This window comes from Brevibacillus sp. FW306-2-1A-C05A (genome assembly GCF_058781555.1).
This window is the reverse complement of record NZ_JBYSWV010000029.1, coordinates 1-24,850: the sequence shown is the minus strand read 5'-3', so window position 1 is coordinate 24,850 and position 24,850 is coordinate 1. Positions and strand designations below refer to the sequence as shown.

Sequence of the window (24,850 nt, the reverse complement as noted above, 5' to 3'; positions counted from 1 at the left end):
GATGAAGCATGTGGAAAGGAAATCCGGTTACGTCACGTCTGCAAATCAAATGGCCGATCATCCAGGCGCCGATGGCGGGGGGAGCAACTACGCCGGCACTGGTCGCAGCCGTCTCGGAAGCAGGCGGACTGGGCACGCTCGGAGCGGCCTACATGAGTCCGCAGCAAATCCGCGAAGCGATACACGCCATTCGCGAGCGGACAGACAAGCCTTTTGGCGTCAATCTGTTCATCCCGGAAGACTTCGACCAGGAGCAGCCGATCGCGGCGAATGTGGCTGCGGCGCTCAACGAGGTGCGGCGCGAGCTGGACATCCCGGAAAATCCTGAGGTCACGAGCTTCGCCGAAAATTTTGCCGAGCAGTTGGCCGTCGTGCTGGAAGAAGTGCCTGCGGTCTTCAGCTTTACGTTTGGCATGCTCGATGCGCGCTCGCTCCAGGCGTTGAAGCAAAAAGGGGTGACGGTCATCGGGACGGCTACGACGGTGCGCGAGGCAGTAGCTCTCGAAGCTTGCGGAGTGGACATGATTGCAGCGCAGGGCAGTGAAGCGGGCGGGCATCGCGGCTCGTTTTTGCCGGACGCTCCCAACAATCTGATCGGCACGATGGCATTGGTGCCGCAGATTGTGGATCGGGTGAAAATTCCTGTCATCGCGGCAGGCGGGATCATGGACGGACGGGGCATCGCCGCCGCTTTCGCGCTGGGAGCGCAGGCGGCACAGCTCGGAACGGCGTTTTTGACGTGTGCGGAAAGCGGAGCGCATCCTTTGCACAAGCAAGCCATCCGGGAGACGAGCGACGAGAGCCTCGTGTTGACGCGTGCCTTTTCCGGAAAATGGGCGAGAGGCATCCAGAACGACTTCATGCGAAAAATGGCGCCGCTGGAGCACGAACTGCCGACCTATCCGGTGCAAAATGCGCTGACCAAGGACATTCGCGCCGCTTCCGGCAAACAGCAGCAAACAGCGTACATGTCGATGTGGGCCGGGCAGGCAGCGCCACTTGGTAGAGAGCTGGGAGCGGGCGAGCTCGTCTTGCAGTTGGTGGAGGAAACGAAGCGGGTATGCGGCAGCCTCGTGTAGAGCAGCCCGATCAACAGACTACGGCAGTGCCGTGACGGAGGAAAGCAACATGAAACAGGAGTACGCTCTCAAAGGGAAAATCATCGCAGAGGGGCAAGCAATCGCAGACGGCTTGGTCGTAGTGGCGGACGGAACGATTGTGTATGCCGGGGACGCAGCGGGCTACGCCAAGCCGTTGCCGACAGAGGTGGTGGCAACAGGGACAGGCTGGATTTGCCCTGGCTTCGTAGATATGCACATGCACGGCATTGACGGACACGATACGATGGACGGCACGCCTGAATCTTTGCAGGCAATTTCCACGGCGCTGGCGCGGTATGGCGTGACCTCGTTTTTGGCGACGACGATGACAGCGCCTTACGAGGAACTGGAGCCTGTGCTGGAAAACATCGCGCAGGTCAGCAGGCAGGGGCTTTTGGGGGCGCAGGTGATCGGCATTCATCTGGAAGGGCCGTGGATCAACCCGCGCTACAAAGGGGCACAAAAGGAAGAAAACATCGCGCTGCCCAAGCTGGAAGCCGTACAGCGGCTGTACGAACTGGCGCAAGGTCTGATGAAGGTCGTGACGATCGCGCCGGAGCAGCCGGAGGCGCTCGAAGCGATTGCCTGGCTGAAGGAACAGGGCGTGATCGTCTCGGCAGGGCATACCGGAGCGACGTTTGCCCAGGCGGCTGAAGCGGTCGACGCAGGCGTGCGCCATTTCACGCACTGCTTCAACGCCATGACCGGACTGCATCACCGGGAGCCGGGCGTCGTCGGAGCGGCGATGTATCACGAGCATCTGAGCACCGAGCTGATTGCAGACGGCATTCACGTTCATCCGGCGGTGATGCGCATTTTGTACCGGGTGAAAACGGCAAAGCGGCTCGCGCTGGTCAGCGACTCCATGCGGGCGGCGGCGCTGGGCGAAGGAACGTACGATCTCGGCGGGCAAGAGGTGCGCGTCCGTGAAAATCAGGCCAAGCTGGCCGACGGGACGCTCGCTGGAAGCATCCTGACGTTGAACAGGGCAGTCGGCAACATGGTGACGCTCAGCGGCGTGCCGCTGCCGGAAGCGGTAGAGATGGCCTCCCATACGCCTGCCTCGATTCTCGGCTACGGCGAGCGAAAAGGCCGCCTGGCAGCCGGCTACGATGCGGACATTGCGGTGCTGGATGAAAATTTTGACGTGGTGATGACATTCGTTGCCGGAAAGAACGTGTACGCGCGCTCCAATTGAAAAGGCAAGGGTGAAAAAAGCAGTTCGAGCTGTCAGCTTCACAGCTCGGACTGCTTTTTGCTTGGGGGACGACGCTTACGCTTTTGTTGGCTGCAAGGCATTGGGGCCAAACCAGATTTTTTGAAAGTCGAGCCAGCCGGACGGATGGATGGAGACGCCGCGAACCGATTTGTGATAGGAGGTTTGCGTTTTTTTCTGCACGAGATACAGCACGGCATGGTGTTCCTTGATGAGCGCTTCCACTCGTGCGAGCTGTTGCCGCCGCACAGACTCGTCAGCCTCCCGGAAGAGGGCAGACAGCTCTTTGTCGATCGTCTCGGCCAGGGCGGCATCGAAGGCGGGCAGGAAGTAGTTTTTTTGCATGTACATTTCTAGTTCACTGATTTCATCCTGGCTTAAAGCATTTCCGAAAAGCAGACAGTCATGCGCGGGCAGAGTCCCGTGGTCCGCAAATCGAACGGTTCGCGGATGGCGACTTCGACCGGGATGCCGCAGGACTGGCAGCGCGCCTGAATCCAGCGGGCGTCCGGCTCATGGTAGGATGTCGTCACGAGCCGCAAAGTCTCTCCCTGATAACCGCTTTCTGCCAGCAATGCGGCAATGTCCGCGCGATTTTGACGGGGAGCGCTGTCCGCAGCCAAAGTCGCCAGAGCGGGGGAGTACGGGCGAAAGCCTTTGGCCGGATAGATGCGATCTCCGCCCAATTCCGCCACTATCAGCTCGCGATCAATCAACAGATCGAGCGCCTGGCGAAACTTCGGGTGGTTTTGCGGGCCTGTCTGCCACTGGTTGAAGATGAGCAGGTTGCAGCAGGAAAACAGCGTCTCCAGATCACACCAGTCGCTGCTGGCGCGAACGGCTGCCTCCCGCAATGCCTCCGCCTTCGCCGCCGCTTCGTGCGACATCATGACAGCGGTCCAGTCCGGCTCCCGCAGGCTGCCTGTTTCCAGGTCGGGGAACAGCAGAATTTCCACGCGGTCGAGCTGCGGTCTGCCCTGAAAATGAGCCGGGAACGCCTCCAAAATACAAATCCCTTCGTCGAGGCGGACCAGTTGGAACGGGCCGGTGCCAACCGGATTTTTCCCAAACGTCTCCGCCGCCTCCTGGACGATCTCCTCTGGAACGATGCTGGCAGGAGGGGCCGCAAGCAGGCGCAAAAACAAGTAATTCGGCTCCTGCAGCACGATCCGCACCGTTCTGGCATCGACCGCCCCGATCTGTTCGATTCCCCGGAACATCCAGCTCGCTTCGTACAAGTCCGGGTTTGCGCGCAGCCGTTCCAGGGAAAACACGACATCGCGCGCGGACAACTCCCGGCCGTGATGAAAAAGGACGTTTTTCTTCAAGTGAAACGTCCATTCCCGGTGGTCGGCGCTGTGCTCCCAGGAATGGGCGAGTGCTCGGATGAATCGCACGGCTGTCCGCGTCGTACTGAACGAGCGTATTGAACAACTGTCCGACCAAATGCGCGTCGAAGTGGTAATACAGCTTTCCGGGGTCCAGCGTGACAATCGTGCGGTAGACGGGGAAGCGCAACACGTCCTGATAGCGGTTCGCCTCGTTCAACGTGCAATACCCGAGTCCTGCTGACAGCCATTCCATGAACTGTTCTTTGACGGCAGGCTTGCCGAAGCGGTTCAATAGTTCCATCGCTTCCTTGACGTCGCCTTGCTCCATGCGCTGCTTCCCTTCCTGCAGCAAAATCGCATCGGCATCGGCGACAAACGTCAGGACGGAGGCATGGCCACGGCCGCGGCCGGACTGCCACTCGATCCAGTTTAATTCAGCCAGCTTGCGCACGATCAGCTTGGCGTTGCGAGGCGTGCAGTGCCAAAGCCCGCTCAGCTTTTCAATCGTGACGGGGAACGGCTTTGCCGTTGCTTCTTGTTGAAAAAACTGGCGCAGCTTTAAAAAATAAAGAACGGTAACGTACAAAGCCCCCCTTCCTGTGCAAAAAGGTGACAGAACTCACGCAAAGCTTACCCTTTTTACCCTCTGTCGGATCAATATACTGAAGATAACACGACAGACCAAAAACAGGAATGGGGAAGCGGTGTACGCGGCCGTCCTGGTCGTGTTCATGCTCCTGTTCAAGCAAGAGCTGCGCGAGCGTTCGACCTCTGTAACGATGCGCGAAATGGCGCGGATCGTCTTCACCGACAAAGTGTTCCTCAACTTGCTGCTCGGCAACCTGTTTGTAGCCGGAGCCTACTCGCACCTGGATACGACGCTTGCGCAGTACATCGGCCACGACCGGATCGAGGAGATGCTCGTCACCTATTTGGACGGCATCCCGGAAGTGTGCCTGTCCAGCTTGCGTCTGGCGCTGCTCTCCGGCGACTGGATTCCGCTGACGCTGCCCGATCAGATGGCAAAACGTCTGCCGTTTGCCCAGACGGTCAGCATGGGCGGTGCCACGGAAGCGGCGATCTGGTCTATTTACCATCTGTACAAAGGACTTTTGCCAAACTGGCGCAGCATCCCGTACGGACGTCCTCTCGCCAACCAGGGCTTCCGGGTGCTCGACTCGCAACTGCGCGATTGCCCCGTGTGGGTAACGGGCGAGCTGTACATTACCGGACACGGCCTGGCCCAAGGGTACGTGGGCGACGAGAAGCTGTCGGCAGAGCGCTTTTTCCTGCATCCGGCAGATGGACAGCGGCTCTATCGCACAGGAGATTTGGGCCGCTATACGCCGGGCGGCGAAATCGAGTTTTTGGGCCGCGAAGACAACCAGGTCAAAATTCGCGGCCACCGCATCGAGCTGGGGGAAATCGAATCAGCGCTGCTCAAGCATCCGGCAGTAGCCGCAGCAGGCGTCGTGCTGGATGAGGCGAGCGACGAGCCGGCTTTGCTCGGAATCGTGGAGACGGCCCGCAAAAAGGACCGTGACCGCACAGCCGAAGCGGCCGAATTTGCACAACTGACGAGCGGCATCGGCGAGGCGGCAGGGGAGATCGCGGCGCACATCAGCGCCCGGCAAATCGAAGAAGCGATGGCCAGCCTGGATCGGGCCGTGCTCCATTCGATGCTGCGCGCGCTGCAAACGCTCGGATTTTTTGCAAAAGGCCAGGCGCAATCGCTGGAAGAAGTGCTGCAAGCGGGGAGCATCCTGCCGAAATACCACTGGCTGGCGCGGCGCTGGGTGGCGAAGCTCGCCGAAGCGGGCATGCTGACCGAGCAGGCGAAAGGGCAGTACCGCAGCGAGCTTGCCGTAAATGACGAGCTTGTCCGCGAGAACTGGACAGAGGCAGAGGCGATCTGGACGAACATGCTGGGGACGGCAGGATTTACCGCCTACGTCCGCAAAAACGCCGAGAAGCTGCCGGAGCTGCTCGGCGGCCAGGAGGACCCGGTAGCGCTCCTGTTCCCGGAGGGCAAATTCGACCACGTCCATACGCTGTATATCGAGCACATCATGGCGAACTACCTGAACAAATGCATGTGCCTGCTTTTACAGCGCATCGCCGAAAAGCAAGGGAGCAAGCCGCTGCGGATTTTGGAGGTCGGAGCCGGAACCGGAGCGACGACAGGACATGTCCTCAAGGCGCTCGAAGGCTACCCGATCGAATACGTCTTTACCGATGTGGCCACGTTTTTCATTCCGGGCGCCAAACAGCGCTTTGCCCAGTATCCGCACGTAAGCTTCGGCGTCTTTGACGTCGACCAGGACTACCGCGCCCAAGGCTTTGCGCCGAACAGCTTCGACGTCGTGCTGGCAGCCGGGGTACTGGAAAATGCCCGCGACATCCCGGCGAGCATGCGCAGGCTGCGGGAGCTGATTCGCCCGGGCGGCTGGTTCGTCTTCACCGAGCCGACTATCGAGCATTTGTGGATTTTGGCCTCGCAGGCGTTCATGATGATGGAGCCGGGAGACGAGCTGCGCCTGGAGACGTCCTACCTCGATCGCCACGACTGGCTGCGCCAGCTTCAGGAAGAGGAAAACGAGCCGCTGCTGCTGCTGCCGCAAGAGGACGACAAGCTGACCGCGCTCGGGTTCCACCTGTTTGCCAAACGGATGAAGCAGGAGCGCCTGGCAGTGGAGGCGACGGAGCTGGAAGCGTTTTTGGCCGGACAGGTGCCTGCCTACATGCTGCCTCAGCACTTGCAAGTAGTCGATGCGCTGCCGTTGACCGGAAACGGCAAGGTAGACCGGCGCACCTTGGCAAAATGGCGTCCTGCTGCCAACGGGACACAGGTGGCGGCGGCTTTCGTCGAGGAAGGACTGGACGCGCTGGAAACAGAGCTTGCCCGGCTGTGGGCGGAAGCGCTCGGCCTGGCTGGCATCGGCAAGTCGCAAAGCTTTTACGAACATGGCGCCGACTCGCTCATCATGGCGCAGGTGGCAGGAAAGCTGCGCGACAAGCTGGCGGAGGACCCGGAGCACGAAGCGATTCCGTTCGACGCCCTGCTGCGGCAAATGCTGAACTACCCGACCGTCGCCGATCTGGCCGAGTTCATCCGCTCGCGCAGACAAGTTACGGAGCGCGAGAGCGTAGCTGTGTGGCCCGGCAAGCAGGACGGCTCCAGCAATGCCGTGCTGATTCCGTACGACAGCGCGCAGGAAGGGCCGCTCCGCGTCGTGTTCCACGCCGTTTTGGGCACGATGGACATTTTCCGGCCTCTGCTTTCGCACCTCCAAGCGCAAAAAACGGGCAGCATCGTAGGGGTGGCAATTGCCGATATGGAAAAATACTGCTCACTGGAGCCGTCCGAGCTGATCGAGACTGTGGCTGACGACTACGCCGAATGCCTGCTGGCAGGCGGCCACAGCGAAATGCAGTTGATCGGCTACTCCCTCGGCGGCCTGATTGCCGTCGAGGTCGCCAGACGACTGATGGAGCGAGGGATTCAGGTCGTCGATCTCGTGCTGATCGACATTCCGCCGATCTTCACCGAAGTGGATGACGATCTGCTCGTCGAAACGCTGTTTGTGCCCAACCTGAACATCACGCTGGCGCAGGCAGGCTTTGGGCAGGTCGATGAAAATGACCTGGCGCGCGGCGTCATGAAGCTGGTTGAACAGCATGGGGACTGCATCCCGCAAGGCGCCGCCGTGACCATCGGCGGAGACGCGGGGCTGGATCGGGTCGGAGAGCTGTTCCGCAACATGGCGGCTGTCAGCAAACGGGAGCGCTTCGCGGCTTACGTCTGCGCGAAAGCCAAGGCAACCGGGGAAGAGATGCCGATCGAGATGGCGGAAGGCTTGTGCCAGGTGTTCCGCCAAAGCTTCAAGGCCGCCCGTTATACGCCGCTGCCGTACATGGGCGACATCCGCTTCCTGTTGGCGAGCGAGCCGTTCTTGTTCCTGCCGCGCACGGATGATACGACTCTCGCATTCTGGCAAGATGTGTGCCTGGGCGAGCTGGAAGTGACGACGATCGCAGGAAACCACTTCAGTTGCATGGTCGAGCCGAATGCAAGCAAGCTGGCGCAACTGCTGGCAGCGCCGTTCACGCAAAAATAAACGCCCGCAACCTCGGGAAATGAAGAGCGACAATGCGTCTTGAGAGGGATGGCTCCGCTGTGCGTGCTAAAAAAAGCAGGACAGCAGGAAGCATCCCTCTTCTTTTTTTCGGAAGGCAGACGCTACCGGGCAGCTTTTTTCCTGCTTTGGTCCCAGGGGGAAAAGGCTGCGCTGCCTGGGCATTCGTGGTACCCTATTGCCAACGAGTCAACCAATTCCGCTCCAGCAACGATTTTGTCGGCCCAAGCGGGCGAATGAGAAAGGATGGTACCGATGAGCCATAGCGACTCCCCGATCAAAGAGCAGTCGCCCCTCTGTCAACGCACCAAACAGATCGGCAACAGAACCTTCGTCGTGACCTGCCGGGAGTTTCTGGCAAAGCAGGCCGATTTTTTGCTCGATCTGTTTGCGGATGTGGAAAACGAGAGCGGGCCGCTGCGAAACGGCGCGAAAATTCAAGTAGGCTGGACAATTTTAATTGTCAATGAACGAGAGGGACACGAAGGACAAATGGAAATTGTCGCACCGGACTACGACACGAATCCGTTTACAGAAACAAACCGCGACTTGTCCGTGTCCCTCTACGTCCAGATGGCGCAAAACCACTGTCTGCAAACGTTGCAGCTCGCAGGAGAAACCGCGCTGTTCCAGGACAAGATCGTGGTGGCAAAAGGGGCGCTAGAAGAGGAGCACGTCTATTTGCAGCGCGCCGAACAAGCAGAAGCAGGCGACTCCGGCTGGTATCTCGGGCCTGTACAGGGCGAGGTGGACAGCGACGGGCTGGAATCGTACTACATTTTCCAACTGCTAAAACGCCGTCCCTCTCTTTTGCAGGCGTTGGCGCTGCCGTGCGGCTACATCGCCGTGCTCAAGGGTGACCAGATTGAGGCGGTGCTGGACGAACATGACGAAAACGTGTGGCCGACGCTGCACTAGAAGCGGCCAGGATACCGACAACGTTTGCAACGACGCACCAGCGCGTAAATGGGCTACTGGCGGTCTTTATTGAAGCCAGCAAATGGTGATGTTATCATGGGTGGGGAAAAAGCGAGCACGAAGAGACAGGGGAGGTAGCACGTTGTGAAAATCGCAGTAGTAGGAAGCATCAATATGGATCTCGTCTCCCACGTCCACCATCTGCCCAAGGCAGGAGAAACGATTTCCAGTCATGACTTCCGGCTGATTCCAGGCGGCAAAGGGGCCAATCAGGCAGTGGCCGCCGCGCGTCTCGGCGCACACGTTTCCATGATCGGGATGGTGGGCGAAGACGAGAACGGGAGCAAGATGCTGAACAGCTTGACAGAGGCGCGCGTTCACGTGGAAGGAATCAAACGCTCGGGGACGACGGGCATGGCTTTTATCAATGTGAGCGATGACGGGGAAAACAACATTGTGCTCGTCCCGGGAGCCAATGCGCAAATGAGCGTGGAGCACATCGAGCAGAACCTGTCCATTCTTGTGGAGAGCGACGTCGTGCTGCTGCAACTGGAAATTCCGCTTCCCGTAGTGGAGTACGTCGTGAAAAAGGGGTCCGGACTCGGCAAGCTGGTTATTTTGAATCCGGCTCCGGCGCAGGCGCTGTCACCTGAGCTGCTGCAGTACGTCCACACGTTGACGCCAAACGAGACAGAGCTTGCGAGCTTGAGCGGCATGCCGACTGCTACGCTTTCAGAAGTCGAGGCGGCGGCGAAAAAGCTCTTGGCAAGCGGGCCCAAGCGGGTTATCGTGACGCTGGGCGAAAAAGGCGCTCTGCTGGTGACCCCAGACGGGGCGACGCACGTCCCTGCTTGCCGGGTAGAGCCTGTGGACACGACGGCGGCTGGCGATTCGTTTACCGCGGCTTTTGCCGTCGGGATCGCCAAAGGGATGCCGGAAGCAGAAGCGGCGGCATTCGCCAGCAGAGTGGCGGCGATCGTCGTGACCAGACGCGGGGCGCAGCCGTCCCTCCCGACGCTTGCGGAAGTAGAGGCGCACGCGTTTTAAGGAAACCACAATTCATGCAGACCAAACGAAAAAGCAAACGGTTTTTGGAGCGAACAGTTCCAAAGGCTCGTTTGCTTTTTGCTTTTCCTTGTTCGTTATCCGCGCTTTTGCAACAGCTCCAGAACCCATTCGCACCAGGCGATGTCTTCTTTCATCCGCCGCGCTCCCCACGAGAGCAAAATGTACTCGCCAAACGCCGGATGGTCCGGGTGGTCGGGCGGGTGGGGATGGTCGACAGCATCAGCCTGGTACTCCTGAATGTAGTGCTCGTACATGTCCAGATGCTCGCGGCATTGCTGGATGCGCTCGACAAACATCGTCGCAGCGGCATTTTCATCAGCGAGCCCGAGGCAGTACGTTTTCAGGACCAGCTCGTCCCGGACGACAGGCTCTGCTGCCGGCTCACTGAGCCAGACTTGCAGCGCGATCTGCCCTTTTTCTGTAATCGAATACACTTTTTTATCAGGACGATCCGTCTGGTGGATGCGAGTGAACTCCAGGTAGCCCTCCTGTTCCAGCTTGGCCAGCAGCGGGTAAATCTGGCTGTGCTTGGCCTGCCAAAATGGTTGAAGCTGGAGCATCAAATCGTAGCCAGAACTGGGCGTGCGGGCGACCAGCCCCAGGAGTCCATACGCGAGTGTGTTCAAGTGAAAGCCCCCTGACTTTTACGAATCTCAAGATCATTATAGGAAGGGTTTTTCGGCGAGGCGGCGAGGCAATAGCGAACCTGCGTCCTGCTTAGCTTTTCCCAAGCTTATGTGCAAAATCCAAAGAAACCCTCTTGAAAGTCAAAGAAGGTCAAACTATAATAAAGTCATCGAAGGTCAGAGAAGGTCAAACGACACTGAACCTTCCGGGAATCAAAACGTGCACGTCAACATTCCAAAATAAACATTTTGGGGGTATGAAAACATGCAATGCGAAATCTGCAAACAACGACAAGCAACTGTTTCCGTTCATATACAAGTGCAAAACAACCGGCAAGCCTACCAGCTTTGCAAGGAATGCCACGCCAAGCTGGGCAGCAAAATGGGAATCGGCATGGGCATGGGCTTCACTCCGTTTTCCTCCTTCTCCGCTCTGGACGAGTTCCTGCAAGGCTTCGCCCAGGCGCAAGCGAAGGGCGGCAAGCCTAAAGCGCAAGAGCCGCAAGCACCGGACCGCGGCGGCATTCTCGACGAACTGGGCCGCAATTTGAACGATGCGGCGCGCGCCGGGCTGATCGATCCGGTGATCGGACGCGACCAGGAAATCGAGCGCGTCATCGAGATTTTGAACCGCCGCAACAAAAACAACCCGGTTCTGATCGGGGAGCCAGGGGTAGGGAAGACGGCGATTGCGGAAGGACTGGCGCTGCGCATTACCGAAGGGCAAGTGCCTGCCAAGCTGAAAAACAAGCAGGTGTACGTGCTGGACGTCGCTTCGCTGGTAGCGGGCACAGGGATTCGCGGGCAGTTCGAGGAAAAGATGAAGCAAGTCATCGCCGAGCTGCAAGCGCGTAAAAACGTCATTTTGTTCGTCGATGAAATTCACCTGCTGGTAGGCGCTGGCTCTGCGGAAGGCTCCATGGACGCAGGCAACATCCTCAAGCCTGCCCTGGCGCGCGGCGAGCTGCAGTTGATCGGGGCTACCACATTGAAAGAGTACCGCATCATCGAAAAAGACGCTGCGCTGGAGCGCCGCCTGCAGCCAGTGATGGTCAAAGAGCCAACAGTGGAAGCCGCCATCGAAATTTTGCAAGGGCTGCGTCCGAAGTACGAGGCGTTCCACCAAGTCTCCTACTCCGACGACGTGATCCGGGCTTGCGTGGAATACTCGCACCGCTACATTCAGGACCGTTTCCTGCCTGACAAGGCGATTGACCTGATGGATGAAGCGGGCTCGCGCCTGAACCTGCGTTCGTCCGGGGCAGACACCGCCCACCTGCATGAGCGGCTGGCGCAAATCAACCAGGAGAAAAAAGCCGCGACCGAGCAAGAAAACTACGAGCAAGCAGCCCGCCTGCGCGACGAGGAAGCAGAAATTCTCGCCAAGCTCGATCAACTGGATGGAGCGGCCAATCGCGTGCAGGTCGAAGTGGCAGACATTCAGGAGATGATCGAGCAAAAGACAGGCATTCCGGTCCGCAAGCTGCAAAGCGACGAGCAAGAGCGGATGAAAAATTTGGCGGCGCATCTCGAAGCCAAAGTGATCGGCCAGTCCGAAGCCGTCAAACAGGTCGCCAAGGCGATTCGCCGCAGCCGCGCCGGACTGAAGCCGAAAAACAGACCGATTGCCTCTTTCCTGTTCGTCGGGCCGACTGGCGTAGGGAAAACCGAGCTGTCCAAGGCGCTCGCCGAGGAGCTGTTCGGTACGCGCGATTCGATGATCCGTCTCGACATGAGCGAGTACATGGAGAAGCATTCCGTCTCCAAGCTGATCGGTTCGCCACCAGGGTATGTGGGCCACGAGGAAGCAGGGCAGTTGACCGAGCGCGTGCGCCGCAACCCGTACAGCATCATTTTGCTCGATGAGATTGAAAAGGCACACCCTGACGTCATGCACATGTTCCTGCAAATTTTGGAGGACGGCCGCTTGACAGACAGCCAGGGCCGCACCGTGAACTTCAAGGAAACCGTCATTATCGCGACGAGCAACGCGGGTGTGACCGAGCGCAAAATCTCCGTCGGCTTCGGAGCAGAGTCGCCTAAGCCTGGCACCGTGCTCGACTCGCTGGGCGCGTACTTCAAGCCGGAATTTTTGAACCGCTTCGACTCGATCATTTCTTTCGCTCATCTGGAAAAACACGATCTGGTCAAAATCGTCGAGCTGCTGCTGCAAGATGTCATGGCAAATCTGAAAGAGCAAGGCATGGAGCTTGCCGTTACAGACGCCGCCAAGGAAAAGCTGGCAGAGCTGGGCTACAACCCCGCATTCGGGGCGCGTCCGCTGCGCCGTGTCATTTCGCAGTACGTAGAGGACGGCATCGCCGACCTGGTGATGGAGGAAGCGGATGTGCGCTCGATCGTAGTCGATGTCGAGGAAGACCGCATTCGCGTGAAAAAAGCATAAAGACCCGCCAGACGGCAGGTCCCGAACCGAGAAGAACCCCTTTTGCCGAGGCCACTGAAGAACTTAGGTTTTGCCGGTGACTTGAGATTTTTGTAAAAAAATAAGCGACACCTGTTCCGTTTTTCCTGGCAGGTGTCGCTTTTTTGTTACTGCATTTCCCTTTTATTCGTCATATATAAAGGAGAAATCCACAAGTTCATTGATTTGGCGCAACATGTTATCTTTAGGGACAACAAGGTCATAGAGTGCGGTGTAGGGACTAAACGCAAATGAGATCTGTGGCTGGAACATGGGGCTTCAACCCTTTCGCCGTGATGCTTTAAGTATACATAGAAAAAGGTACAGCCGCCTCAAAAATGAGGGGACTGTACCTTCTTTATAAGTAAAGACTTTTTCAGTGGCCTCTTTTGCCGGGGGGGTTCTTTTTTGCTTGAGGACGATTCAGTCATTTCCCGCTTGCTTGTTCACCGTATGCAGCAGTTGTCTTTTTGCCCGAATTTTTCGCACCAGGAGTCCTATCAACAAAATCGGGATCATCAGCAAAAACACGTACAAGGAGACATGACCGACCATGTTTTCCGCCATCCGCCCATAATAATAAAACAGGAAGCCGACGACGTAAAATTTGACAGCCCTTCCGATGGCCGCGTAGCCAATCAGCTTCCAGAGCGGGTAGTTCAGACAGCCGGACAAGATCGTAAACACTTTGAACGGGATCGGCGTAAACGAGCCGACAAAAATGGCGACTTCGCCCCGTTTTTGAAACATCTCCGTCGCCGAGTCAATCCATTCTTTTTTGAGCAGTTTGTACAGGACAGAGTGACCCAAGAGTTTGCCGAGATAGTAACCGACTGGTGTTCCAAGCAGACAGGCGATATATCCTGCCGTAGCAATCCATAAAGCCGAGGATGGATCGATCAGGCTTAATGAAACCTGCAGAAAGAACACGGGAACGGGGAAGATGATGGCGTCTGCAAAAGAATGGATGACGACTCCCCAAATGCCGTATTCCATCAAAAAATCTAAAACGTTCTGAACCATTTCATTCTCCTTTGTCCATCTCTCAAAATCCGCCTGCTGCGGCGGAAAAAATGGGTAGAGTCATGTTGCGAACCGCCAATCAAGCTCGCGCCGGATTTTTACCTTTCTTCATTATAACCGCATCGCATGCAATACCGCCATCAACTGATTGATTCCTTTTTCAACCGCTTCTTCCTTGACGTTGGATACGTCTAGCTTCAATATATTTTCTCTGGGAATCTTGGAATAGCTTTTCAAATAAATCGTGCGGCCGAAGCGGTCGTAGGCGAACAGCGGGTCTGCCTTGCTGTCGTGCTCCAGATCCGCCATATGGTCGTCTTCCACGATGTAGACGTCGTATTGCTGCGCCAGCTCGGCAATCCGCTGTTTTTCTTTGCGGCTGTACGTCGTTCCGAGCGGGCTGTGGAAGCGCGGCATCGTGTAAAAAAATTTGATCTTTTCTGTACGAAACAGTCGTTCCAACTCGTCCAGATCAATCCCTTGCGCCGTTCGCCGGATGCCTTTTACCGGAAGCTTGTGTAACTGCACATATTCGATAAACAGGTGGTAGCTTGGCTGCTCGATCAGCACGGTTTCCCGGCCGTTCGGAAACGGGATCGTACACAAGATGGACAGCGCCTGCTGAACGCCTGCCGTGATGAACATGTTCGCAGGCTTGGCAAACACCTGATGGTTCGCGAGGTGCCTGGCGATCACGGGGATCAGCGTCGGCAAGCCTTTGGGAGTGCCGTACAGAAACAGATCGTTGCGGTACGTCTCAATCGCTTTATTGATACAGTGCTGGAAGTCGAGATAGGGAAACACGTCCGGATCAGGGGCAGAGGTGGCAAAGTCGATGATGTCTGTATCCTTTTGCTCGGCTTCCCGCTCTTATTTCACGACGTAAAAGCCGCTGCGGTCTACCGAGTAGATGAGGTGACGCTTTTCCAGTTCGTTCAAAGCCGAAATGACAGTGCTTTTGCTGCATTGATACCGGGCAGACAGCTCGCGGATGGAGGGCAGCTTGTCTCCGTCCTGGTAGGCGAGGCTTGCGAGATTGTGTATCGGTACAGATCGGCTTTTTTTGCATTGTAGCACGATTGGCGCCACATTACTATGAAAGCAAGAAGAACAGTTGCATATGCAACGATTGAGGAGAGATTTGTTTGAAAGATCAACCAAAAGCGATACTGGCTGCCCTGCTGAATGCCCTGATCGTCGGCCTGTCTTTTCTTTTCGTCAAAATGGCGCTCACGGCAGCAAGTCCGCTTGATACGATGGCGCACCGCTTTACGGTGGCGCTTGTCGCAGCTTCGATTCCGCTTGTGTGCGGCTGGATTCGGCTGTCGATCAAGCCGCGGGATATGTTGTCCATTCTGCCGCTTGCCTTGCTCTATCCGGCGCTCTTTTTTCGGGCTGCAGACGTTCGGGCTGGTCTACACGACATCGTCGGAGGCGGGCATTATTACGGCGACAGTGCCGATCTTCACGATGATAATGGCCGCCTTGTTTCTGAAAGAGACGTCGACCTGGCTGCAAAAGCTGTCCACGCTCCTGTCTGTCGCGGGCGTCGTGTTCATTTTCGCGATGAAAGGAGCGGGGGTGGGGATGGGCGACAGCATCGGGACGGTTTTGATCCTGCTGTCGGCTCTTTCGCTGGCCGGGTATAGCGTGCTCGCCAAGAAGATGACAAAAGCCTTCCATTATATAGACGTAACGTATATGGTTTCGGTTATCGGTTTTGTGTCATTTAATGCGCTGGCTTTGATCCGGCACGGCTCGGAAGGAACGCTGTCCGCCTTTTTCGTGCCGTTCAGCCATTCGCCGTTCGTCATCGCAATCTTGTACTTGGGGGTGCTGTCTTCGTTGGTGACGTCGTTCATGACGAATTTTGCCCTCTCGAAAATGGAAGCGTCAAAAATGAGTGTATTCAACAACCTGTCTACGATCGTGACGATTGCGGCTGGCGCGCTTTTCCTGCAAGAACAGCTCGCCTACTACCACCTGCTCGGCGCTCTCATGATTATTTTGGGCGTAGTCGGGACCAATTTCCTAGGGAACAAACAGCGCGCAGCACAGGTTGGGCGCACGCCAAAATCGCCTTCGCTGTAGCGGGCAGCGGGCAGTCCGAACAGGCGACGGAGCAGAGAACATTGGTGCTGCTATGTCTTGTTTTTGTTCGGTTTTGTCTGGAGGACGATCTGCAAAAAAAATCAGGGGCCAATGCGGGTGAAACTGTTTACAAAAACCAGCTAACACGATATAGTTACCTAGATTGCTATGAGTATAATGACATATGGTGAGATGACAGAATGAAAACGATTATTCATCTGGATTCAATTGAAAAAAGCTTTCACGGTTCCATCGTCGTCCCCTCTTTTTCTCTCTCCATTGAAGAAGGGGAGTTTTTGACGTTGCTCGGCCCGAGCGGCTGTGGCAAGACGACGCTTTTGCGGATGATTGCTGGATTTGAGGAGCCGACCTCCGGGGAGATTTTTCTCGACGAGAAGCCGCTCACCCATGTGCCTCCTTACCAACGGGACATGAACATGGTGTTCCAGCAATACGCCTTGTTTCCGCACATGACTGTCGAGCAAAACATTTTGTTCGGATTGAAAATGAAAAAGGTAAGTGCCAGTGAGCAAAAGAAGCGCCTGGAGGAAGTGTTGCAGTACGTGCAACTGACCGAGCTGAGAAAGCGCACGCCGAAGCAGCTCTCTGGCGGACAGCAGCAGCGGGTAGCGATCGCCCGGGCGATTATCAACAATCCGCGCGTCCTGTTGTTGGACGAGCCACTTGGCGCCTTGGACTACCAGTTGCGCAAAAGCTTGCAGTTGGAGCTGAAAAACCTGCAAAAAAACCTCGGGATCACGTTCATCTACGTCACCCATGACCAGGAAGAAGCGATGGCGATGTCAGACCGGATCGCGGTCATGAACAAGGGACGGATCGAGCAGATTGCTTCCCCGGCAGAGATTTACAACCATCCGCAAACGCTGTTTGTCGCTACGTTTATCGGCGAGAACAACATTTTCCGCGAAAACGGCACGAACACAGCGGTCCGTCCGGAAAAGATCAAGCTGTATCAGCCGCATACGGAGCCTGAGAAGCACAAGAAGCAGGGGACGATTACCGACGCGGTATTCCTCGGCAACCTGCGCAAAGTGTTTATCCGCCTGGACAGCCAGGACATGACGGTAATGGCGCATCAGTATGCGGGCGACGGTCTGGACTGGAAGGTGGGAGATCGGGTAGCTCTTGGTTGGGCGCAGACGGACGAGGTGATCCTGACTTGTTGAACAAAAAGCCGGTAAAACTGCTCGCGGCACCCGCCCTTTTGTGGATGGGTGTGCTTTTCGTCCTGCCCATGCTCCTGATTGCGCTGTTATCGTTTTTAAAAAGAGGCACATACGGGCAAGTTGTCTATGAGTTTACGCTGAACAATTACATTCGCATCCTGGACCCTTTGTACGGGCAAATTTTCGCGGACACGCTGGTGGTCGCCATCCTGACGACGTTTTTGTCGATCGTCTGCGGCTATCCGCTCGCGTACTACATCTCCCGGCTGGAAAAGTCTTCGCAGCAAATTTGGCTGCTCTTGGTGATGATTCCGTTCTGGATCAACTTCCTCGTCCGGTCCTACGCCTGGGTCATCATCCTGCGCTCGCAAGGCGTCGTCAATACGATTTTGCAGTCGCTGGGGCTTATCACGGAACCGTTGCCGCTGTTGTACAATTCCGGCTCGGTGCTGCTCGGCATGGTGTACACGCTTTTGCCGTTCATGGTGCTGCCGATTTACGTGTCGCTGGAGCAGATGGACCGCCGCAAGCTGGAAGCCGCTTACGACCTCGGGGCGACTCCGTGGAAAGCGTTCTGGCAAGTGACGTTGCCGATGACCAAAACAGGCGTCGTCACCGGATCAATTCTCGTGTTCGTCTCCTCCATCGGGATGTTCGTCGTCCCGGATGTGATGGGCGGAGCGAAGTCAGCCCTGATCGGAAACGTCATCCAGAACCAGTTTCTCTCGGCGCGTGACTGGCCGTTTGGCTCGGCGCTGTCCATCGTGCTGATGCTTCTGTCGATGCTTCTCATTCTTCTCTACTTCCGCGCGGTCAAAGCGGGCGAAGCGAAGGAGGGAGCAGCATGAAAACATGGCGCAGACATACGCTGACCGGCTACTCCTGGCTGATGCTCGTCTTTTTGTACTTGCCGATTGCCATTCTCGTGCTCTACTCGTTCAACGATTCGCGCATCAATGCGACGTGGAACGGATTCACCTGGAAGTGGTATGTATCGTTGTTTGACAACCGACAGGTGATGCAGGCCTTGATGAACAGCCTGTCGATCGGCGTCATCAGCAGCGTGCTGGCGACTGTTCTCGGCACGGCCGCATCGCTTGCGATCAAGCATTATTCCTTGCGCTGGCGCAACATCGTCAACGGGCTGATTTACTTGCCGATCGTCATTCCCGAGATCATGATGGGACTGGCCCTATTGGTTTTGTTCAGCCAAGCGCACATCGAGCTTGGCAAATGGACCCTGATTATGGCGCACGTGACGTTTTCCATGCCGTACGTGATGGTCATCATCTCCGCCCGCCTCGCCGATATGGGCAAGGAGCTGGAGGAGGCCGCACAAGATTTGGGCGCGACCCCGTGGGAGACGCTGCGCCATGTGACGCTGCCCTTGATTATGCCTGGGATCGTCGCCGGCTTTTTAATGTCGTTTACGCTATCGCTGGATGATTTCATTATTTCGTTCTTCGTGGCTGGTCCGAATTCGACCACCTTGCCGCTATACATTTACGGTTTGGTGAAGCGAGGCGTGTCGCCGGAAGTCAATGCGCTTTCGACGCTGCTGATCGTAAGCACAGTGCTTTTGGTCATCATCGCCGAGCTGTTCCGCCGCAAGGATTCCAAAAACGGTCAGATTCATTTTTAGTCGACCGAAAAAAACATCCCATACCGATTTGGAGGTTGAGAAGAAAAAATGAAACGTTTCAAGTCCATGATGATCGGCGCCCTGACCGCCGTCCTCGCGGTGACAGCAGTCGGCTGCTCATCGTCCGAGCAAGAACAGCAAGTATTGAACATCTACTCCTGGGCCGACAACTTCGACCTCGACGTCATTAAAGATTTTGAGCAGAAGTACAACGTCAAGGTCAACTACGACATCTACGGCAGCAACGAGGAAATGCTGGCGAAAATCCAGGCGGGCGCCTCGGGCTACGACCTGATCCAGCCGTCCGATTACATGGTCGCGACCATGATTCAGCTTGGCCTGTTGGAAGAGCTGAACAAAGAGAACATCCCGAACATGAAAAACATCGTGTCCACGTTCAAGACGCCTCCTTTTGACAAGGAGAACAAGTACTCGCTCGTCTACACGTGGGGCATTACCGGGATTGCCTATAACAAGAAGTACGTCAAAGAAACCCCGACAAGCTGGAGCGATCTGTGGAACGAAGCGTACAAAGGCCGCGTCATCATGCTGAACGACCCGCGTGAAGTCATGGGGATGGCTTTGATTAAAAACGGCTTTTCCAACAGCACAACAAACAAGGACGAGTTGGAAAAATCGTTCGCGGACCTGAAAAAAATGTTGCCGGGCGTCATGGCTTTTGATACGGACAACATCAAGCAAAAAATGATCGCGGAGGAAGCGTGGATCGGTACGGTCTGGTCTGGCGACGCTGCGATCATCAACGGCCAAAACCCGGATGTGGAGTACGTCATTCCAAAAGAGGGCGCAACGATCTGGGCGGACACGCTGGCGATTCCAAAAGGAGCCAAGCACAAAGACTTGGCCGAGAAGTTCATCAACTACCTGATGGACCCTGAGGTCAGCGTGAAAAACTACGAATCCATCGGCTACAGCAACCCGAACGAGCAAGCATACCCGCTGCACAGCGAAGAATACCGTTCCAACAAGATGATCTTCCTGGACAAAGCGGACATCGACCGCGCCGAGTGGCTGGTCGACGTCGGCGATACGCTGCAAGAATACGACCGCTACTGGACAGAGATGAAGAGCGGCAGGTAACAACGAAGACCGAGGCTGGGAGAAATCCCGTCTCGGTTTTTTTGTTTCTACTGTAAAGCAGCAAGCGGTTGCTTGCGAAAGCTCTGCTTGTGCAGCGTTGGTTGGACAAACAAGAAGCAGAGATGAGATAGTATACGGAAGGAGAGGTGAAAAATATGGAAACTGGACAAGCAGTCGATTCAGGCTTTCTGGAAGCGAATGGAACGCGGTTTTACTACGAAATGGCTGGGGAAGGCGAGCCGCTTCTGTTGATTCACGGGTTCAATCTGGACAACAGGATGTGGGATGAGCAGGTAGCGGCTTTGGCGGAATCGTACAAGGTGATTCGTTTTGACCTCCGCGGCTTTGGCAAAACACCTGCGACGAATTTGCCTTTTACGCTATACGATGATGTACGTGCTGTATTGGCGGGATTGGGCATCGAAAAAGCACACGTGGCGGGTCTTTCCTTTGGGGGAATGGTAGCCCAGGAGTTTGCGCTTGTGTACCCGCAAATGGTGAAAAGTCTGGTTTTGATCTCGTCGGGGCTGTTTGGCCATTCGAGAAGCGAGCAGAGATTGCGGGATATGGAACAGTTTCATCAACTGTTGGAAGCCAAAAAGACAGAGGAAGCGCTGGAGCAGAATACCCGGATGTGGTTTGACGGACCTGGCTGTGCGGCGAATACCAAGCGGGCAAAAGCGCGTGAGCTGTTTGCAAGCATGAGTCGAAACGCCTTTTCTTTGCCTGCTTTTGGAGAAGGACTCGTGGGACTCACTCCCCCTCCAAAAGAGCGTCTGGAGGAAATCAAGGCCCCCACGCTGGTCATTGCGGGAGCACGCGATTACATCGACTTTTTGCAAATCGCTGACGAGCTGGCTGAGCGGATCGAGCGGGCTGAAAAGGTCATTTTGACAGATTCGGCCCACATCCCGCCGATGGACCAGCCAGAAGTGGTAAACGAGCTCATTCTGCGCTTCCTCAAGCAGCAAAGCGACGAGTAATGCATAGACGTGCAGCAAAAGAAGACACCACGCGGGAAAAACTACTCGTAGGTGTCTTTTTTTGCTGGTATATTCGGCTGCTTCAAAAAATCGTCACAGCAGATAGCCCGATGTAGCCATACAGATTCACAGACGATTTTGATAGGATTAGTGACGAAAAGGCGAAGGAAGTAGGTGATTGGCTGATGCACAGCATGAAGCGACTATGGACCGTGCTTTCGCTGGCCTTTTTTCTTGTGCTTGCGATTGGAACCAATTCGGCCTATGCCCATGCAGGCATGATGGGCAGCACTCCGAAAGACGGCGAGGTGCTGCAGGCGAATCCGGGACAAATTTCCATGCGCTTTACCGAGACGCTGGAGCCGGATCTCGTCACCGTACGCCTGTTTGACTGGGACGGCAAGGAAATACAAATGCAGCGACCGACCTTGCAGCCGGGAGATGCTTCGCAGGTGAATGCGCAGTTGCCGGCGGATTTGGCGGAAGGGACGTACTCGGTGATCGTGGCGGTCGTATCCGAAGACGGCCATCCGGTTGAGGAGCGCCTGACCTTTTCCATCGGGCAAAAAAGCGCGGTCGTGGTGCCGCCCGGGGCAAAGCAGACGGATACGAATTATTTGATCGTCTATCGTTACCTTGCGCAAGGGATTATTTTGCTCGGCGGCGGTTTGTATCTGATTGCCGATCGAGGACAGCGCTACGGTTTGCCGACGCTTCGGGCGCTGATCGGGATTGGCAGGCAGATCGGCTGGGCGCTTGCGCTCGTGGGACTTGTTTTTCTCTGGTTTTTGTACGACGAATCGTTGACGGCCGTTACCTTGACGCAAGCCCTGTGGCGGTTTGACAGCCATTTGCTCGCGCAGTCTCCGTTTGCCGTCATGCTGATCGTCTCCTTTCTGCTCCTGCTGCTATTGGCTATTCCGAACATGGTATCTGGCTGGTACGCGGGAATTTGGGTACTGCTGATTGGCGCGCAAGCTTTTGGCGGCCATGCCTGGGGGATTGCTCCTGTCTGGCTGTCGATCGTGCTGCGGCTGTTGCACGTCCTGACAGTGGCGCTATGGCTTGGCGCGCTCGTCTACCTGCTGCTGGTGGCAAAAGAAACAGAGCGGGGCAATGCGCCGTTCAAGGCCTTCTTCTTGCGCCTGGTTGCCGCGGCGGCCGTACTTGCCGTCGTGACGGGAGTGCTCATGCTGATCGTGCAGACCGATGTGGCGCTCATTTGGCAAAGCTCGCTTGCCTGGAGCTATTTGCTCTACGCCAAAATCGTCAGCGTCTGCATCATGCTCGCGCTCGCCTATCGGCAAACGAAGCGCTGGCGGGCGAACGGCAGTCTGCGCATGAAATGGCTGCGCTGGGAAATCATTTTCGGTATCGTCGCTGTGCTGGCAGGGCTTTGGATGAGCCAGACCAACTATCCGACTGACATGAATGATACGACAAACACACAAGCCGCAAAACAAACGGCGACAAACTAGGAGGGTTTTTTTGCATGAAGATGAAAAAATGGCTGAGCAGTGTATTGGTGGCAGGAGCAGTTTTGACGCTCGCGACTGCGGCGCAAGCGCACGTCAACGTCTATCCGAAAGAAACCACTACCGGCTCTTATGAAAAATATACCGTTCGCGTACCTGTGGAAAAGGACGTCAACACAGTAAAAGTGAGGCTGGAATTTCCGGCTGGAGTGAAAGTGAACACCGTACAGCCAGTTCCGGGCTGGAGCTACGAGTTTGAAAAAGACAAGGACGGCGTGAACACAGCACTCGTCTGGACCGCGACAGACGGCGGCATCAAGGCGCATGAGTTCATGGAGTTCGCTTTCGTGGGCGCGAACCCGAAAGAGGAAGGTGCACTCGCATGGAAAGCGTATCAGACTTACGCGGATGGCGAAGTAGTGGAGTGGACCGGAGACAAGGATTCCAAGACGCCTGCGTCCGTGACTACAGTGAAAGCGGGCGTTGGGGAAGCCGGACACGATCACGGGCACGACGCTGCTGCACCGGCGGCAAGCCCAGCCCAAGATCAGGCGGCGGCAAGTGCAGGCGGCAGCAACACATTGCCACTGGTGCTCTCCGGACTGGCGCTTCTGCTCTCCATTGTGAGCCTGTTTAGAAAAAAAGCGTAAAACCAAACGGCGGAAATGCCGTGCAGCTAGTCGATATGCTGCACGGCATTTTTCATTTTTTCTCTACCTATTTTTCCGGAATCACTTTATAATGAAGGCTAATTACTTTCGGAGGTGTTAAATAATGTCAATCACAATCAAATTGGCGCAAGCGAACACAAGAGTAGGAAAACAATACGAGTGGCAGTGTGGCACGTGCGGATTTTCTCCGCGATAACGAGCAGTAATCTAGCGGCATCACGGCTGGAAAGACGGAACGTGTCATCTGCCCAAAGAGGTGGAGACTGTTTCCATGGTTATGAATGCAACGCATGTATATATGACGAAACGATTTGCGACGTCGCTCGCCAACGCGACGATGTTTACGACCTACGCGCTCTACTACATTGCGGCGCTGGGACTGAATCCGTTTGAGCTTTTGCTGGTCGGCATGGTGCTGGAGCTGTCCGTGCTCTTGTTCGAGGGCGTGACGGGCGTGGTGGCGGATACGTACAGCCGCCGTCTGTCTGTCATTATCGGGATGTTTTTGCTGGGGACGGCTTTTGTTCTGCAAGGTATTTTGCCTGCCATTGATGGTGTTTTGCCGTTTGTCTCCGCGTTTATGTGGGTGTTGGTTGCCCAAGTGTTTTTCGGCGTGGGAGACACGTTCGTCAGCGGGGCCGATACGGCCTGGATTGCGGACGAGGTGGGGGAAGAAAAGCTCGGGAGCATCTTCATGCGGGCGAAGCGCTACTCTTTGCTGGCGAATATGCTCGGAATCGGGCTGAGCGTTTGGCTGTCCACGCTGGCTCCAAACTTGCCCTATCTGGTCGGGGGCTTGATCTATTTGGGGCTTGGCGTGTTTTTGATCCTGTTCATGCAGGAGACGGGCTTTACGCCCAGGGAGCGCGAGCGAGGCGCTTCCCACTGGCGGGAAATGGCCCAGACGTGGCTGTCTGGCGCACACGTCATTCGCAGGCAGCCGATCTTGCTGTTGATTTTGCTTGTGACGCTGTTTACGGGCGCAGCTTCCGAGGGATACGACCGCCTGCGGGAAGCGCACTTGATTTCCGAGATTGGCTTCCCGCAGCTTGCGGGCATTTCGATGGCGATGTGGTTCGGCATCATTGCCGCCCTGTCGAGCCTGCTCGGGCTGTTCGCGGTCAGCTTTGCCGAGAAGTGGCTGGATGTCAACAACGGGCGTGTCGTCATTGTCGGCATGTTCGTTTTGACCGCGCTGAAAATTGCGGCGTTGATCTCCTTCGCCATGGCTCCTGATTTTGGCTGGGCGCTGGCCGCCTTGCTGCTGATCGGAGCCATCGAGTCACTTATCAACCCGCTGTACGACACGTGGCTGAACCTGAACATCGAAAGCAGCGTGCGGGCGACCGTCCTGTCGATGATGAGCCAGTCCAACGCGTTTGGACAGACGGCAGGAGGACCAGCAGTCGGCTGGATCGGAAACCGCCTGTCGATCCGCGCATCCTTGCTGACGGCGGCGCTGCTACTGCTGCCAATCCTGGCGGTGTTCGGGCGGGTGCTGCGCAGGCGTTAACTGGCGCAAAGAGTTTCAGAGTAGTTCGCGCGATGTATATAAGCTTACGGTTCAAGGTTTAATATCCTTGGAGCCAAACGAACTGTGGGTAGATGTATATGTGGCAGAAAGCGCCCTATGGAACATAGGTAGCGCAAAAAAAGAGTTTGTTGGTGTTGGCCCTCATCTTTTTGCCATTGCGTGCAAAAAAAGTTTTGATTTAGGATTCGGTGGCTGGGTAGCATTTTTTGCAAAGACGAATCTCATTGAACATTACAGATTTTCCGAACAAGAAAGCCCGCTACGGTGCGATAGCACCCCCTTTAGGGGCGGGATGAGAGTGAGGTCAAATACGGAGTACCACGAAT

19 protein-coding genes and 4 pseudogenes are annotated in these 24,850 nt (G+C 56.2%); 17 read left to right on the top strand and 6 right to left on the bottom strand.

All coding sequences use genetic code 11. From position 1 onward, the window contains the following. Nucleotides 1-8 precede the first annotated feature (8 nt). Both AC3WJN_RS16950 and nagA read left to right on the top strand, forming a co-directional pair. Entirely contained in the window at nt 9-1,079 is a 1,071-nt protein-coding gene (locus AC3WJN_RS16950; protein WP_005831521.1) for an NAD(P)H-dependent flavin oxidoreductase, read from the top strand. Nucleotides 1,080-1,128: 49 nt separating this feature from the next. Further along, a complete protein-coding gene (gene nagA, locus AC3WJN_RS16945) occupies nt 1,129-2,298 on the top strand; it encodes an N-acetylglucosamine-6-phosphate deacetylase (RefSeq protein WP_007785890.1) in 1,170 nt (389 codons plus the stop codon). Nucleotides 2,299-2,373: 75 nt separating this feature from the next. Here nagA and AC3WJN_RS16940 read toward each other — a convergent pair whose 3' ends face one another. Beyond that, nucleotides 2,374-2,667 (bottom strand): hypothetical protein, encoded by a 294-nt coding sequence (locus AC3WJN_RS16940; RefSeq protein WP_007785899.1) that lies wholly within the window; start codon nt 2,665-2,667, stop codon nt 2,374-2,376. Between the two features lie 26 nt (nt 2,668-2,693). Next, the gene (locus tag AC3WJN_RS16935; RefSeq protein ID WP_007785900.1) at nt 2,694-3,713 is read right to left on the bottom strand and encodes an ABC transporter substrate-binding protein; all 1,020 of its coding nucleotides are present in this window, start codon (nt 3,711-3,713) and stop codon (nt 2,694-2,696) included. On the opposite strand from AC3WJN_RS16935, the gene AC3WJN_RS16930 reads away from it, so the two are divergent. After that, nucleotides 3,703-3,888 (top strand): hypothetical protein, encoded by a 186-nt coding sequence (locus AC3WJN_RS16930; RefSeq protein ID WP_307723513.1) that lies wholly within the window; start codon nt 3,703-3,705, stop codon nt 3,886-3,888. The genes AC3WJN_RS16935 and AC3WJN_RS16930 overlap by 11 nt on opposite strands. Nucleotides 3,889-3,969: 81 nt before the next feature. Here the strand turns inward: AC3WJN_RS16930 and AC3WJN_RS16925 are convergent. Then, nucleotides 3,970-4,233 (bottom strand): annotated as a pseudogene (locus tag AC3WJN_RS16925) (SgrR family transcriptional regulator); the annotation flags it as partial. 118 nt (nt 4,234-4,351) lie between these two features. Between AC3WJN_RS16925 and AC3WJN_RS16920 the strand changes: the two are divergent. The 3 genes from AC3WJN_RS16920 to rbsK all read left to right on the top strand — a co-directional run bounded on the left by AC3WJN_RS16920 (nt 4,352) and on the right by rbsK (nt 9,748). Further along, nucleotides 4,352-7,765 (top strand): thioesterase domain-containing protein, encoded by a 3,414-nt coding sequence (locus tag AC3WJN_RS16920; protein WP_007785901.1) that lies wholly within the window; start codon nt 4,352-4,354, stop codon nt 7,763-7,765. Nucleotides 7,766-8,038: 273 nt separating this feature from the next. Then, nucleotides 8,039-8,701, top strand: coding sequence for an immunity protein Imm33 domain-containing protein (locus AC3WJN_RS16915; protein ID WP_007785902.1), 663 nt, complete (start codon nt 8,039-8,041; stop codon nt 8,699-8,701). A 144-nt stretch (nt 8,702-8,845) separates the two neighbouring features. Then, nucleotides 8,846-9,748, top strand: coding sequence for a ribokinase (gene rbsK, locus AC3WJN_RS16910; protein WP_026557806.1), 903 nt, complete (start codon nt 8,846-8,848; stop codon nt 9,746-9,748). 95 nt (nt 9,749-9,843) lie between these two features. On the opposite strand, the gene AC3WJN_RS16905 is transcribed toward rbsK, so the two are convergent. Continuing rightward, the gene (locus AC3WJN_RS16905; RefSeq protein WP_005831534.1) at nt 9,844-10,395 is read right to left on the bottom strand and encodes a PadR family transcriptional regulator; all 552 of its coding nucleotides are present in this window, start codon (nt 10,393-10,395) and stop codon (nt 9,844-9,846) included. A gap of 265 nt (nt 10,396-10,660) precedes the next feature. On the opposite strand from AC3WJN_RS16905, the gene AC3WJN_RS16900 reads away from it, so the two are divergent. Then, on the top strand, nt 10,661-12,799 hold the full coding sequence (locus AC3WJN_RS16900) for an ATP-dependent Clp protease ATP-binding subunit (protein ID WP_007785909.1): 2,139 nt from the start codon (nt 10,661-10,663) through the stop codon (nt 12,797-12,799). A 441-nt stretch (nt 12,800-13,240) separates the two neighbouring features. Here the strand turns inward: AC3WJN_RS16900 and AC3WJN_RS16895 are convergent, their stop codons facing one another. Together AC3WJN_RS16895 and AC3WJN_RS16890 are read right to left on the bottom strand one after the other, a co-directional pair. Then, a complete protein-coding gene (locus AC3WJN_RS16895) occupies nt 13,241-13,840 on the bottom strand; it encodes a YqaA family protein (protein WP_007785911.1) in 600 nt (199 codons plus the stop codon). A gap of 216 nt (nt 13,841-14,056) precedes the next feature. Next, nucleotides 14,057-14,917: pseudogene (locus AC3WJN_RS16890) on the bottom strand (aminotransferase-like domain-containing protein); the annotation flags it as partial. 68 nt (nt 14,918-14,985) lie between these two features. Here AC3WJN_RS16890 and AC3WJN_RS16885 point away from each other — a divergent pair. From AC3WJN_RS16885 to AC3WJN_RS16840, 10 genes and pseudogenes are all read left to right on the top strand, one after another. Further along, a pseudogene (locus AC3WJN_RS16885) lies at nt 14,986-15,931 on the top strand (DMT family transporter). Between the two features lie 200 nt (nt 15,932-16,131). Continuing rightward, nucleotides 16,132-17,118 (top strand): ABC transporter ATP-binding protein, encoded by a 987-nt coding sequence (locus AC3WJN_RS16880; RefSeq protein WP_005831545.1) that lies wholly within the window; start codon nt 16,132-16,134, stop codon nt 17,116-17,118. Nucleotides 17,119-17,162: 44 nt separating this feature from the next. Continuing rightward, entirely contained in the window at nt 17,163-17,966 is an 804-nt protein-coding gene (locus AC3WJN_RS16875) for an ABC transporter permease (RefSeq protein WP_051998943.1), read from the top strand. After that, nucleotides 17,963-18,760, top strand: a complete 798-nt coding sequence (locus AC3WJN_RS16870) for an ABC transporter permease (RefSeq protein WP_007785925.1) — start codon at nt 17,963-17,965, stop codon at nt 18,758-18,760. Before AC3WJN_RS16875 ends, AC3WJN_RS16870 begins: the two co-directional genes overlap by 4 nt. 48 nt (nt 18,761-18,808) lie before the next feature. Beyond that, the gene (locus AC3WJN_RS16865) at nt 18,809-19,861 is read left to right on the top strand and encodes an ABC transporter substrate-binding protein (RefSeq protein ID WP_005831550.1); all 1,053 of its coding nucleotides are present in this window, start codon (nt 18,809-18,811) and stop codon (nt 19,859-19,861) included. 155 nt (nt 19,862-20,016) lie between these two features. Beyond that, entirely contained in the window at nt 20,017-20,844 is an 828-nt protein-coding gene (locus tag AC3WJN_RS16860) for an alpha/beta fold hydrolase (RefSeq protein WP_007785927.1), read from the top strand. Between the two features lie 185 nt (nt 20,845-21,029). After that, nucleotides 21,030-22,322: a copper resistance CopC/CopD family protein gene (locus AC3WJN_RS16855; RefSeq protein ID WP_007785929.1), complete on the top strand. Its 1,293-nt coding sequence runs from the start codon at nt 21,030-21,032 to the stop codon at nt 22,320-22,322. Between the two features lie 14 nt (nt 22,323-22,336). Continuing rightward, nucleotides 22,337-22,969: a YcnI family copper-binding membrane protein gene (locus tag AC3WJN_RS16850; RefSeq protein ID WP_007785931.1), complete on the top strand. Its 633-nt coding sequence runs from the start codon at nt 22,337-22,339 to the stop codon at nt 22,967-22,969. A gap of 292 nt (nt 22,970-23,261) precedes the next feature. Beyond that, nucleotides 23,262-24,503: an MFS transporter gene (locus AC3WJN_RS16845; protein ID WP_007785933.1), complete on the top strand. Its 1,242-nt coding sequence runs from the start codon at nt 23,262-23,264 to the stop codon at nt 24,501-24,503. Between the two features lie 67 nt (nt 24,504-24,570). Next, nucleotides 24,571-24,850 (top strand): annotated as a pseudogene (locus AC3WJN_RS16840) (hypothetical protein); the annotation flags it as partial.